The 12,579-nt window shown below is 64.6% G+C and carries 11 protein-coding genes; 4 read left to right on the forward strand and 7 right to left on the reverse strand.

Annotated features, from left to right (window positions below):
- Positions 1-95: 95 nt before the first annotated feature.
- Genes NP534_RS22055 through NP534_RS22065 form a run of 3 tightly spaced genes read right to left on the reverse strand, consistent with a single transcriptional unit; the run spans position 96 to position 3,668 of the window.
- Positions 96-1,043 (reverse strand): dihydrodipicolinate synthase family protein, encoded by a 948-nt coding sequence (locus tag NP534_RS22055; protein ID WP_274100108.1) that lies wholly within the window; start codon positions 1,041-1,043, stop codon positions 96-98.
- A 54-nt stretch (positions 1,044-1,097) separates the two neighbouring features.
- Entirely contained in the window at positions 1,098-2,024 is a 927-nt protein-coding gene (locus NP534_RS22060) for a 4-hydroxyproline epimerase (protein ID WP_274100109.1), read from the reverse strand.
- A 27-nt stretch (positions 2,025-2,051) separates the two neighbouring features.
- A complete protein-coding gene (locus NP534_RS22065) occupies positions 2,052-3,668 on the reverse strand; it encodes an APC family permease (protein ID WP_274100110.1) in 1,617 nt (538 codons plus the stop codon).
- A gap of 319 nt (positions 3,669-3,987) precedes the next feature.
- On the opposite strand from NP534_RS22065, the gene NP534_RS22070 reads away from it, so the two are divergent.
- Positions 3,988-4,770: an AraC family transcriptional regulator gene (locus tag NP534_RS22070; RefSeq protein ID WP_274100111.1), complete on the forward strand. Its 783-nt coding sequence runs from the start codon at positions 3,988-3,990 to the stop codon at positions 4,768-4,770.
- Here NP534_RS22070 and NP534_RS22075 read toward each other — a convergent pair.
- A complete protein-coding gene (locus NP534_RS22075) occupies positions 4,758-5,645 on the reverse strand; it encodes a LysR family transcriptional regulator (RefSeq protein ID WP_274100112.1) in 888 nt (295 codons plus the stop codon). The genes NP534_RS22070 and NP534_RS22075 overlap by 13 nt on opposite strands.
- A 140-nt stretch (positions 5,646-5,785) precedes the next feature.
- Here NP534_RS22075 and moaB point away from each other — a divergent pair, with 140 nt between their 5' ends.
- Complete coding sequence (gene moaB / locus NP534_RS22080; RefSeq protein ID WP_186658373.1) at positions 5,786-6,325, forward strand: molybdenum cofactor biosynthesis protein B; 540 nt, start codon at positions 5,786-5,788, stop codon at positions 6,323-6,325.
- A 26-nt stretch (positions 6,326-6,351) separates the two neighbouring features.
- Here the strand turns inward: moaB and NP534_RS22085 are convergent, their stop codons facing one another.
- Both NP534_RS22085 and moaA read right to left on the reverse strand, forming a co-directional pair.
- Positions 6,352-7,251, reverse strand: a complete 900-nt coding sequence (locus tag NP534_RS22085; RefSeq protein ID WP_274100113.1) for a bestrophin family protein — start codon at positions 7,249-7,251, stop codon at positions 6,352-6,354.
- 20 nt (positions 7,252-7,271) lie between these two features.
- The gene (moaA, locus tag NP534_RS22090; protein WP_274100114.1) at positions 7,272-8,276 is read right to left on the reverse strand and encodes a GTP 3',8-cyclase MoaA; all 1,005 of its coding nucleotides are present in this window, start codon (positions 8,274-8,276) and stop codon (positions 7,272-7,274) included.
- A 219-nt stretch (positions 8,277-8,495) separates the two neighbouring features.
- Here moaA and NP534_RS22095 point away from each other — a divergent pair, with 219 nt between their 5' ends.
- Positions 8,496-10,826, forward strand: coding sequence for an FdhF/YdeP family oxidoreductase (locus tag NP534_RS22095; RefSeq protein ID WP_274100115.1), 2,331 nt, complete (start codon positions 8,496-8,498; stop codon positions 10,824-10,826).
- Between the two features lie 31 nt (positions 10,827-10,857).
- Here the strand turns inward: NP534_RS22095 and NP534_RS22100 are convergent, their stop codons facing one another.
- Positions 10,858-11,319 carry an Lrp/AsnC family transcriptional regulator gene (locus NP534_RS22100; RefSeq protein ID WP_047583233.1) on the reverse strand — a complete coding sequence of 154 codons (462 nt, stop codon included), beginning with the start codon at positions 11,317-11,319 and terminating at the stop codon, positions 10,858-10,860.
- Between the two features lie 128 nt (positions 11,320-11,447).
- Here NP534_RS22100 and NP534_RS22105 point away from each other — a divergent pair.
- Positions 11,448-12,579: trans-sulfuration enzyme family protein (locus tag NP534_RS22105; RefSeq protein ID WP_274100116.1), on the forward strand; the 1,132-nt coding region annotated here is incomplete at its 3' end.

Here is a 12,579-nt window from a genome sequence, read left to right on the forward strand (position 1 = left end):
AGCCCCGGGATTTCCGCGCAAATGCACAAATTGCTGGGGCTGCTTTGCAGCCCGATCGCGACACAAGGCCGCTCCTACAAAGGGCCGCGCAGGGCTTAGGCGATGTTCTGCTCGGCCGACCAGCTGGCGTACCAGTTGCGGAACAGCGCGTACTGCTGCTCGGCATAGTTGCGCTGTGCGTCGGTCAGCACGTCGGTTTCGTTGAAGTGCAAGCTGTACTCGCTGTCGCCGTTCAGCACCATCAGGTGCTTGTAGTACAGCACCAGGTCGCAGCCTTCATCGAACGAGGACAGCACTGCCAGCGCCGCTTCCAGTTCGCGGGCCAGGCGTCGGGCCTTGGCGTCGCCCTTGGCCGCCTGTTTGCTCAGGCTCACCAGTTGCAGCACTTCACGGGGCAGGGCGTTGCCGATACCGGTGATGGCGCCGGTGGCGTTGCAGTTGACGAAGCCATGCACCACCTGGGTGTCGACGCCGACCATCAGGGTCACGTCGTCGTCCTTGGAGGTGATGTGCTCGGCGGCGTAGCGCAGGTCGGCACCGCCGCCGAATTCCTTGAAGCCGATCAGGTTCGGGTATTCGCGGCGCAGTTCGAAGAACAGGTCGGCGCGGGTGGCGAAGCCGTAGTACGGGCTGTTGTAGATCACCGCCGGCAGCTTCGGCGCAGCCGCCAGAATGGCCGAGAAGTGGTGCTTTTGGGCGATCAGCGAGGCGCCGCGGGACAACACCCGCGGGATCACCATCAGGCCGGCGGCGCCGACTTCGGCGGCATGGGCGGCGTGGGCGACGGCCTCGCGGGTGTTCACCGCGCCGGTGCCGACGATGGTCGGGATGCCGGCCGCCACCAGGCGCGCCACGCCTTCCTGGCGCTCGGCCTCGGTCAGCAGCGGCCAGTCGCCCATCGAGCCGCAGTACACCACGGCGCTCATGCCGGCTTCGATCAGCTCGCGGCCTTTGCGCACCAGGGCGTCGAAGTCTGGTTTGCGCTCGGCGGTGCAAGGGGTCATCAGGGCAGGCATGCAGCCGGTGAAGATGTTGTCGCTCATGGGTATCACTCCTTGCAGTATTCAGTAGGGGGGCGAATAAAAGGCCTGGGCGGGTCAGATGCCCCAGGCGAAAGGGTCCTGTTCGTCGATCAGCAAGGTGCTGTCGGCGGTCATGTAGGCGCGGCCGGTGATGAACGGGCGAATACGCTCGCCTTCGCGTTCGTAGCGGCCCTGGAACTGGCTGCCGGTGATGCTCGCCTGGACCCAGGTCTGGCCCTCGTCGAGCTTGCCGTCGGCGGCCAGGCAGGCCAGTTTGGCGCTGGTGCCGGTGCCGCAGGGCGAGCGGTCGTAGGCCTTGCCGGGGCACATGACGAAGTTGCGGCTGTCGGCGTCGGGGTCGTCGGCAAACAGCTCGACATGGTCGATCGGCTGGCCGTTCTCGCCGGTGATGCCCTGGGCCTCCAGGGCTTTGAGCATTGCCCAGGTGTAATCGGTGAGCGCTTCGACGTTGTCCATCGCAATGCGCTGGCCGTGCTCGGACACCAGGAAGAACCAGTTGCCGCCCCAGGCGATATCGCCGTGCACCACGCCATGGCCCGGTACCTCGACCGGCACCTGCTGGCGATAGCGGTAGGCCGGCACGTTGCCTACGGTGACCGCGCCGTCTTCATGCAGGGTGGCGCTGACCTGGCCGACCGGCGTGTCGATCTTGTGCACGCCCGGTGCGATAAGCCCCAGGTGCTGCAGCGAGGCGATCAGGCCGATGGTGCCGTGGCCGCACATGTTCAGGTAGCCGGCGTTGTTGAAGAAGATCACCCCGCAGGTGGCGCCCTCCGACACCGGTGGGCAGTACAGCGCGCCCACCAGTACATCGTTGCCGCGTGGCTCCAGCAGGCAGGCGCGGCGCCAGGGGTCGTGCAGCTCGCGCAGTTCGTCGCGCTGTTCGGCCATGGTGCGGCCATTGAGCTGCGGGAAGCCTTTCATCACCAGGCGGGTCGGTTCGCCGCCGGTATGCGAGTCGATGACGTGAATGTGTTTCATGGGCATGTCCCTTGGTTGAGGCCGAGGTCAGGAGGCGACGGCGGCAGGGCGGTGGCCCAGGTGGGTGTCGGCGCTGGCTTCGCTTTCATCTTCGCCATCCAGGCGCACCAGATGGGCCGGCACGCCGGTGGCAGCGCCCCAGTAGTAGATGCCCAGGGCGCACGCCGCGACGGCCACGGTGTCGAACGGATGGCCGAGCACGCCCAGGCCACCGAAGCTGCCCAGCCAGGACAGCAGGATGGTCACGGCATAGAAGCCGATCAGCCAGGCCGACGAGCGCACTTGCTGGCCAAGGGACAGGTGCTGGGTGGGCACGAAGCGGGCGCACAGCAGGTACAGCACGAACATCACGATTTGCAGGGCCAGCAGCCACGACACGGTGTTCCAGCCAGACCAGTAGACGATCAGCGCGGCGATGATGAACGACAGCGGGCCGAGCACGCTCATGCCCTTGACCCGGAATGGGCGCGGCATGTCAGGAGCGTTGCGGCGCAGCGCGGCGACAGTGACCGGGGCCACGGCATAGCTCAGCACCAGTGCCGCCGACACCACGTTGATCAGCGCTTCCCAGGAGGGGAACGGCAGGGTCCAGAACACCGACAGGGCGAAGGTCAGCCACAGGGCCGGGCGGGGGATGCCGGACTGCTCGTCGATTCGGGTGAAGAACTTGAAGAAGGTGCCGGTCTGCGCCCAGCCATAGATCACCCGCGGGGTGGCATTCATGTAGATGTTGCCGCAGCCGCTGGGCGAGATCACCGCGTCGGCCACCACCAGGTAGGCCAGCCAGCCCACGCCCAGGGCCAGGGCGATGTCACGGTAGGGCAGGGCGAGTTCCTTGGTCACCCCGGCCCAGCCGTTGGCCAGCATTTCGGTCGGCACGCTGCCGAGAAACGCCAGTTGCAGCAAGGCGTAGATCGCAGTGGACAGCAGCACCGACAGAATCAGCGCAATCGGGATGGTGCGCTGCGGGTTCTTCACTTCACTGGCCACCGAAATGATCGGCGTCAGCCCCAGGTAGGCGAAGATGATGCCGCCGGCCGACACGGCCATTTCCACACCGGACAGGCCGTAGGGCGCAAAACCCTGGACTTCGAAGTTTGCCGGCTTGAAGAAGGTGAACAGCACGCCGATCACCAGCAAAGGCACGATGAACTTGAACACGCTGACCAGGTTGTTGGCTTTGGCAAAGGTCTTCACGCTGCGGTAATTGAGCACGAAGAACAGCCCCAGCAGCGCGAACTGCACCAACCAGCCGAGCACGCTCGGGTCACTGGAGCCGGCCTTGGTCAGTTCGGGGAACCAGGCAGCGGCGTATTGGCGCGAAGCGACCACTTCGATGGCGATCAGGCTGGAGAAAGCGATCAGGGTGATGAAGCCCATCAGGTAGCCGAGCAGCGGGCCGTGGGAGTACACCGGGTAACGCACCACGCCACCGGCGCGGGGCAGGGCGGCGCCGAGCTCGCAGTACACGATGCCCAGCAACAGCACGGCGAAACCGCCGAGGAACCAGGAGAGGATACCGGCGGGGCCGGCGATGGCCGAGACGTGGCTGGCAGCGAACAGCCAGCCGGAGCCGAAGATGGCGCCTAGGCCGATGAAGGTGAGGTCCAGCAATGACAGCTGTTTTTTGAATTTACCTGACATGGGTGCGCCTTTTTGTAGGTTTTGGATAGGCAGGTCTGATGTCACGAGATGCGGCTTTTGGGCCGCGCTCTTGTAGGTCTTGGGCGGCTTGCGTGGGGCATAGAGTGGACCGATCGGGGCGTCGGTTCTTGATGGTTTTCTGCAAGGGGGATGACGAAATCGGCACAGTTGCAGAAAAAGCTGGCGGCTGGCGGGGGCGGGCGGATAGGCTGGAAGCCATACCAGCTGTGGGCTGGCGAGGAGCAGTGACGCTTCTGGCGCCTTCGCGGGGCAAGCCCGCTCCCACAGGTGGTCAATAGCGTCGACCCCGAGAAGCGAGATGACAGAGCACCCCCTGGCAACCTTGTATCAGTGCTTCGACCAGCACCGCCCCGCCACCCTGGAGGCGCTGCTCGCCGGGGTCTCCCTGCTGCTGCCGATCCTCGACGCCATCCCCAACGCCGCGATCTTCATCAAGGACCCCGACGCCCGCTACGTGCTGGCCAACGACACCTTGGTCCAGCGCTGTGGCCTCAAGCGCCTGCAGCCGTTGCTGGGCAAGACCAGCGCCGAAGTCTTCCCGGCGCAACTGGGCCCTGGCTACACCGAGCAGGACCGCCGTGTACTCAAAGATGGCCTGGTGCTGCAAGACCAGCTCGAACTGCACCTGTACGGCAGCCGCGAGCCCGGTTGGTGCCTGACCCACAAGCGGCCGCTGTACAACCCGCAAGGTGCCATCATCGGCTTGGTGGGCATCTCGGTCGACCTGCAGTCAGCCGCCGACACCCATCCCGCTTACCAGCGCCTGGCCGCCGTGGATGAGCATATTCGCCAGCACTTTCACCAACCGATCAGCATGGGTGAACTGACCCGCATCGCGGGTATTTCCGTGGCGCAGCTGGAGCGTTACTGCAAGCGGGTGTTCCACCTCACGCCGCGGCAGATGATCCACAAGGCGCGCCTGGAGCATGCCCATCGCTTGCTGCATTCGGACCTGCCGATCACCGACGTGGCGATGCGCTGCGGCTACACCGACCACAGCGCCTTCAGCCGGCAGTTCAAGCAACTGACCGGCTTCACCCCGCGCCAGTACCGCCAGGCGACGGCGGCTCAGGTGGCTTGAAACAGGGCGCGGGCTTCGTCGAAGCACTGCTCGGCAATTGCCGAACGTGGTTCGCTGCGGCGCAGCAGCAGGCCCACCGGGCTGTGGATGCTGGCATCGACGATGGGCAGGATGCGCATGTGGTCGCTCAAGTCCTCCAGCCCGCAATCGAGTGGCATGATCGCGCAGCACACGCCGGTGTTGATGGCCTGGATCAGCTGGAAGCTGGAGTCGCTTTCCAGCACGGCGTTGGGCTCCAGGCTGCGGCTGCGAAAACTCAGGTCCAGCGACTGACGGTAGTGCATGCCTTTGCTCAGCAGGCCCAGGGGGATCTCGCCGAGTGCCTCCCAGCGCAGGCTGTCGGCCTCGAACTGGAAGTGCCGGGTGTCGTGCAGCAGGCCCATGGTGGTGGTGCCCAGCTCGATCACTTCGAAGAAACTGGCGTTGACCTGGTCCAGGTAGCAGATGCCCAGGTCGAGCTGGTTGCGGCTCAGGCCATCCATGATCTGTTCGGTGCTGTGCGAGCTGAGCTGAAACTGCAGCTCGGGGTATTTTTCGCGCAGCGGCAGCAGCAATTGCATCGGGTTGAAGCTGGCCAGCGGCACCGTGCCCAGGCGCAGGCTGCCGACCACCTGGCCACGGCAACTGGCGGCTTCGGCCTGCAGGCCATCGTGGGCGGCCAGCAGGTTGCGGGCCCAGGCCAGGATGCGCTCGCCGGCCTCGGTAAACCCTTCGAAGCGCTGGCCGCGCTTGACCAGCACCAGGTCCAGTTCGTCTTCCAGGTTGCGCAGGCGCATCGACAGCGTCGGCTGGGTGATGTGGCACAGCGCTGCGGCCTGGCCGAAGTGGCGGGTCTGGTCGAGCGCGATGAGGAACTTGAGTTGCTTGATGTCCATGGGAGTGCCTGGCGTCTGGTTGTGCTGACCTTAACCAAGTCAGCGATAGATGTCATTGATCACCCGGTACGCCATATCGATTGGACGCCCCCAGGCCATGCCTCTAGCGTGGTGACAATGCCCTTTCAGGAGTAGCCCACGTGAGCGTCAAACCCGACGCGGTCTTCGTACCGCTCAATATCGCCGTGCTGACCGTCAGCGACACCCGCACCTACGACAACGACACCTCCGGCGAGCTGCTGGCCAGCCGCTCGGTGGAGATCGGCCACCGCCTGGTGGCACGGGCGTTGCTCAAGGACGACCTGTACAAGATCCGCGCCCAGGTCGCTACCTGGATTGCCGACGAGCAGGTGCAGGTGGTGCTGATCACCGGCGGCACCGGCTTTACCGGGCGTGACAGTACGCCGGAAGCGGTTGAATGCCTGCTGGACAAACGTATCGATGGCTTTGGCGAACTGTTCCGGGCGTTGTCGATTCTCGATATCGGCACCTCGACCGTTCAGAGCCGCGCCTTGGCCGGGTTGGCCAACGGTACCCTGGTGTGCTGCCTGCCGGGTTCCACCGGCGCGTGCCGCACGGCATGGGAAGGCATCCTGGCGGAGCAGCTGGATGCGCGGCACCGGCCGTGCAATTTTGTGCCGCACCTGAAGCCCGTCGAGGCTTGTGCCAGCCGAGGGTAACGGCCAGCACAGAAAGCAGAAAACCCTCAGCTCAATACATACCCCACCGGCTCCAAAGCCGGTGGCAGTGGCGTTACCCCCAACCCCGCCAGTACATCGCGCTCCACGGTACGCACCAGCGCATCGGTGGGCAGGTCGTTTTCATCCCGCCCGAACGGGTCTTCCAGCTCATTGCCAATCGCATCCAGCCCGAAAAACGTATACCCGACGATGGTGGTGAACAAGGGCGCCAGCCAGCCCAGCGGTTCGGCCAGGGCGAACGGCAGCAGCAGGCAGAAGATGTAGATGGTGCGATGCAGCAACAGGGTGTAGGGGAACGGCAGCGGCGTGCCCTTGATGCGTTCGCAGGTGGCCTGTACCTCCGACAGGCCCACCAGGCGCTGTTCCAGCACGCTGTAGCGCCAATCGCTGATCTGTTGTTGCTCGGCCAGCCGCGAACAGTGCCCGCCAATCTCGCTCAGGATGCTGTTGCACACGTTATGTGGGCTGATTGCAGCCGGGCTGGCCAGCCAAGGTCGGGCAGCGGCCAGGTCATCCTCGTTGCGCAGCCGGGCATTGAGCGCATGGGCAAAGCCGCACAGGTTGCGCAGCAGCTCGGTACGCAGCGCCGGGTCGGCGATCACCACACTCTCGCGCACGAATGAACGGGTCTCGATGATCAGCTTACCCCAGGCCTTGCGGCCCTCCCACCAGCGGTCGTAGCAGGCGTTGTTGCGAAAACTCATGAAAATCGACAGCGACAGGCCGAGCAAGGTGAACGGCGTGGCGCTGACCGGGTAGAAGAACGCCGGGAAATGCCGCTCGACCAGCACGATCAGCGCCGCCAGCACGGTGACCATCAGGCAGCGCAGGGCAATGCGCTTTACGATCGAACCCTTGAGGGTGAACAGCACGCGCAGCACATCGGGGCGGGGGTGGACGATCATGGAAATCCAGAGGCGGCCAATCAGCCGCCGGTCATGTTCATGAAGCGCAGAATCTGCACCTCACCGCCCACCTCGAAGTGATGGCGGTAGGGCTTGAGGTGCAGCGAGTCGCGGATGGCTTTTTCCAGCCGCGCGGCATCGCCAGGGTGGGCACGCAGGACCTGTTTCAGGTCCACCGAATGCTCGTTGCCCAGGCACAGCAGCAGGCGGCCTTCGACGGTCAGGCGCACGCGGTTGCAGGTGGCGCAGAAGTTGTGGCTGTGCGGCGAAATGAAGCCCACCCGGGTGTGTGCCGCTTCGGCCAGGCGCCAGTAACGGGCCGGGCCTTGGGACGACTCGGTGGACTCGATCAGGGTGAACTGCTCGGCCAGGCGGTCACGCACCTGGTCGCTGGAGTAGAACGACTCACCGCGCTGGTGTTCGCTGATTTCACCCAGGGGCATTTCTTCGATGAAGGTGATGTCCAGCTCACGGTCGATGGCAAAGCGCACCAGGTCGACCAGCTCGTCATCGTTGCGGCCTTTGAGCACCACGCAGTTGAGTTTGGTCTTTTCAAAGCCTGCCTTGCGTGCGGCGTCGATGCCGGCGATGACCTGGTTGAGGTCGCCGGTGCGCGTCAGCTGCTTGAAGCGCCCGGTGTCCAGGCTGTCGAGGCTGATGTTCAGGCGCGATACGCCGGCGTCGAACAGCGGCTGGGCCAGGCGCCCGAGCTGCGAGCCGTTGCTGGTCAGGCACAGTTCGCGCAGGCCGGGCAGGGCGGCGATGCGCCCACACAGCTCGACGATGCCCTGGCGTACCAGCGGCTCGCCCCCGGTCAGGCGGATTTTGCGGGTGCCCAGGGCGACGAAGCGCTCGGCCACCTGGAACAGTTCTTCGAGGCTGAGGATCTGCTGGCGTGGCAGAAACTGCATGTCTTCGGCCATGCAGTAGACGCAGCGGAAGTCGCAGCGGTCGGTGACCGACATACGCAGGTAGTCGATTTTCCGGTTGAAGCCGTCGATCAGGGCCCGGCTGTTCTGTTCCACGATTGTGCTCGAATGGGTTGGACTCATCTCCAAGCTATAACCTGGGTGCACCCCCGTCAAATTGCTTTCCCCGACCGAATGATCAATATGCTCTATCACGGCTGCTGGGCCAGCCCCCCATGATCGAAACGGCTTATCACGCCGTAAGATCTTTCGATTGGACGCCCCCACCCCACGCTCAATAGTCTGGAAAAAACACCGAGCGTGAGGATTCACCGCATGAGCCAGGACGAACACATCAGGGACTACAAAGGCGCCGCCGCCGGCTGGGGTGCGCTCAAGAGCGTGACCAAAAGCTGGCTGGGCAGCGAAAACGCCTTCAAGAACCTGCGGGCCATGCTCAAGACCAACCAGAACGGCGGCTTTGACTGCCCAGGCTGCGCCTGGGGCGAGTCGCCGGAAAACGACATGGTCAAGTTCTGCGAGAACGGCGCCAAAGCTGTCAACTGGGAGGCTACCGGCCGCTCGGTTGACCCTGCATTCTTCGCCAAATACAGCGTCAGCGCGCTGGCCGAGCAGACCGACTACTGGCTCGAATTCCAAGGCCGGCTGACCCACCCGATGCGCTACGACGCGGCCACCGACCACTACGTCGAAACCTCCTGGGAAGACGCCTTCGCCCTGGTCGCCCAGCACCTGCAGGCACTGGACTCGCCCGATCAGGCCGAGTTCTACACTTCGGGGCGGGCCAGCAATGAAGCGGCATTTCTGTACCAGCTGTTCGTCCGCGCCTACGGCACCAACAACTTCCCCGACTGCTCGAACATGTGCCACGAGGCCAGCGGGGTGGGCATGTCGGAAACCCTCGGCGTGGGCAAGGGCACGGTGGTGTTCCATGACCTGGAGCTGGCCGACGCCATCTTCGTCATCGGCCAGAACCCCGGCACCAACCACCCGCGCATGCTCGAACCGCTGCGCGAGGCGGTCAAGCGGGGCGCCCAGGTGGTCTGCTTCAACCCGCTGAAAGAGCGTGGCCTGGAGCGTTTTCAGCACCCGCAGCACCCATTCGAGATGCTCAGCAACGGCTCCGAGCCGACCAACACCGCTTACTTCCGCCCGGCCCTGGGCGGCGACATGGCGGCCATGCGCGGCATCGCCAAGTACCTGCTGCAGTGGGAGCGCGAGGCCCAGGCCAAGGGTGAGCCGGCCGTGTTCGACCATGCCTTCATCGCCGAGCACACCAGTGGCGTCGATGCCTACCTGGCGGCGGTGGATGCCACCGCCTGGGCGCATATCGTCGAGCAGTCGGGGCTGACCCAGGCCGAGATCGAGTTGGCCGCGCGCATGTACCGCAAGGCCGAACGGGTCATCATGTGCTGGGCCATGGGCATCACCCAGCACCGCCATTCGGTGGCCACCGTGCAGGAAATCGTCAACCTGCAGCTGCTGCGCGGCAACGTGGGCAAACCGGGTGCCGGCCTGTCGCCGGTGCGTGGCCATAGCAACGTGCAGGGCGACCGCACCATGGGCATCGACGAGAAGCCCAAGGCCGGCTTGCTCGACGCCCTGGAAAAACGCTTCCAGTTCCGTGTGCCACGTGCCCACGGGCATAACGCGGTGCTGGCGATCAAAGCCATGGAAGAAGGGCAGGCCAAGGTCTTCATCGCCCTGGGCGGCAACTTCGCCCAGGCCACGCCGGACACCCCGCGTACCCATGCGGCCCTGCGCAATTGCGCACTGACCGTGCAGATTTCCACCAAGCTCAACCGCTCGCACCTGGTCACCGGCCGCGATGCGCTGATTCTGCCGTGCCTGGGCCGTACCGAAATCGACCTGCAGGCCAGCGGGCCGCAGGGCGTTACCGTGGAGGACACCTTCAGCATGGTGCACATCTCCCACGGCCAGCTGCGCCCACGTTCGCCGCACCTGCGTTCGGAGCCGGCGATCGTTGCCGGCATGGCCCAGGCGACCTTGGGCAAGAAGCCGATCGACTGGGAATACGCCATTGCCGACTACGGCCGCATCCGCAGCATGATCGCTGATGTGATCCCGGGTTTTGCCGATTTCAACGAGCGCCTGCAGCACCCGGGTGGGTTCCACCTGGGCAACAATGCGGCGGATCGCAACTGGCGCACCGCGACCGGCAAGGCGCGTTTCAGTGCCAGCCAGTTGCCGGAGCAACTGGTCAATGCCCAGGTGCTGGCCCGTGGCGACAAACCGGACCTGATCCTGCAGACCTTGCGTTCGCACGACCAGTACAACACCACGCTGTATGGCCTGGACGACCGCTACCGCGGGGTGTTCGGCCTGCGCGAGGTGGTCTTCGTCAACGAGGCCGACATTCGCCGCCTGGGCTTTGAGCCCGGCGAGCATGTTGACCTGGTGTCGCTGTGGGAGGATGGGCGCGAGCGGCGGGTGTCGGGGTTCCGCCTGGTGGCGTATGACGTGCCCGAGGGGCAGGCGGCGGCCTATTACCCGGAGACCAATCCGTTGGTGCCGCTGGAGAGTTATGGCGAGGGGACGTATACGCCGACGTCGAAGTTTGTGGCCATCAAGCTAGAGAAGGCCAAGGCCGGGAACCGCATCGAGGCGGTGTTGGCGGCGGATTGAGCGGTGGCGTGGAAGGGCCTCCAGCATCGCGTCAGGGGCGGTGCACGGGGTACGCCGTGGTGTACTTCATCTGCTCCATGGCAAAACTCGAGGTGATGTTGGAAAGCCCATCCGTGCGGGTGATCAGCTTCTTGTAGAACCGGTCATAGGCGGCGATATCACCCACCACCACCCGCAGCATGTAGTCCCAGTCCCCGGACATGCGGTAGAACTCCATCACCTCTTCGAAACGGGTCACGGTGGCGGCGAATTGCTCCAGCCAGGCGCTGTCGTGGCGCTGGGTCTTGAGCTGGACGAACACGGTCAGGCCCAGCCCCAGGCGCGTGGGGTCGAGCAGGGCGACACGGCCGACGATGTAGCCGTCTTCTTCCAGGCGCTTGACCCGCTTCCAGCAGGGGGTGGTCGACAGGTTGACCGCCTCGGCCAGGTCTTTGAGGGAAACTGACGCGTCGCGTTGGAGCAGGGTGAGGATGTGCTGGTCGAAACTGTCCATATCGATAGAAGGCTGGCTGTAGAAAATTCTTCTCCAGATTACCCCAGAATGCAGGAAATTAATCCCCCTTGCTGCGCGCCCTTGCCGAGCGCGGCGGTTGTGCGATAGTTGCAGGCTCTATTCAGTCAATGGACCGGATCATGTCCGACAAGCCGCGTAATTTCGCCACCCGCACCATCCACGCCGGCGAACAGCATAGCGTTGCCGACAACGCGATCTTCCCGCCCATCTATACCGCCAGTTCCTACATCAAGCGCAGCCTCGACGATAACCCCGAGTATGCCTACAGCCGTGTCGGCAACCCGACCCGGCATGCCTACGAGAGCTGTGTGGCGGCGCTGGAAGAAGGCGTTGGCGCGGTGGCTTGTGCCTCTGGCGTGAACGCCACCGCGACGGTGCTCGAACTGTTGCCCAAGGATGCCCACGTGGTGGTGATGAACGGTGTCTATGGCGGCACCTTCCGTATCCTGGAGGACTACCGCAGCCATACGTCGGGGCTGACCACCACCTACGTCGACCTCAACGACCTGCAGGCCGTGGCTGCGGCGATACGCCCCCAAACCCAGCTGATCTGGATCGAATCACCGACCAACCCGCTGCTGCACCTGGTCGATATCAAGGCGGTCTGCGACCTGGCGCGTGCGCGCGGTATCCTCACCTGCATCGACAACACCTTCTGCTCGCCCTGGAACCAGCGGCCGATCACCCTGGGCGTGGACCTGGTGATGCACTCGGCAAGCAAATACATCGGCGGCCACTCCGACCTCACCGGCGGTGTGGTGGTAGCGGCCAATGACGCACTGCTGGCGCGTTTGCGCAAGATCAGCATGGCGGTCGGGGCCATCCAGGGGCCGTTCGACTGCTACCTGGCGCTGCGCGGCCTGAAGACCCTGGATGTGCGCATGGAGCGCCAGTGCGCCAATGCCCTGCAGGTGGCGCGTTTTCTCGAAAGCCACCCGCAGATCGAACAGGTCTACTACCCGGGGCTTGAAAGCCACCCGCAGCATGACCTGTGCAAGCGCCAGATGCGCGCTGGCGGGGCCGTGGTGGCAATGAAGGTCAAGGGCGGCGACCGGGCCGCGCTCAATCGCCTGGTAGAGGCCTTGCAGATCTTTGTGCTGGCCGACTCGCTGGGCGGGGTGGAGAGCATGATCAACCACTCCTGGAGCATGTCGCACAACTCGCTGAGCCCGGAGCAGAAAGGCGAGATGGGGATCGGTGAGAACCTGCTGCGGTTGTCGGTGGGGATCGAAGACTACC

The organism is Pseudomonas sp. 39004 (genome assembly GCF_028682155.1).
GTDB lineage: Bacteria > Pseudomonadota > Gammaproteobacteria > Pseudomonadales > Pseudomonadaceae > Aquipseudomonas > Aquipseudomonas capeferrum.

Bases quoted from the DNA above. Each gene is read 5' to 3' on its own strand.
- NP534_RS22095 (WP_274100115.1), top strand. From the start codon at position 8,496: ATGAGCCAGGACGAACACATCAGGGACTACAAAGGCGCCGCCGCCGGC.
- NP534_RS22100 (WP_047583233.1), bottom strand. From the start codon at position 11,319: ATGGACAGTTTCGACCAGCACATCCTCACCCTGCTCCAACGCGACGCG.
- NP534_RS22065 (WP_274100110.1), bottom strand. From the start codon at position 3,668: ATGTCAGGTAAATTCAAAAAACAGCTGTCATTGCTGGACCTCACCTTC.
- NP534_RS22060 (WP_274100109.1), bottom strand. From the start codon at position 2,024: ATGAAACACATTCACGTCATCGACTCGCATACCGGCGGCGAACCGACC.
- NP534_RS22075 (WP_274100112.1), bottom strand. From the start codon at position 5,645: ATGGACATCAAGCAACTCAAGTTCCTCATCGCGCTCGACCAGACCCGC.
- NP534_RS22055 (WP_274100108.1), bottom strand. From the start codon at position 1,043: ATGAGCGACAACATCTTCACCGGCTGCATGCCTGCCCTGATGACCCCT.
- NP534_RS22070 (WP_274100111.1), top strand. From the start codon at position 3,988: ATGACAGAGCACCCCCTGGCAACCTTGTATCAGTGCTTCGACCAGCAC.
- NP534_RS22085 (WP_274100113.1), bottom strand. From the start codon at position 7,251: ATGATCGTCCACCCCCGCCCCGATGTGCTGCGCGTGCTGTTCACCCTC.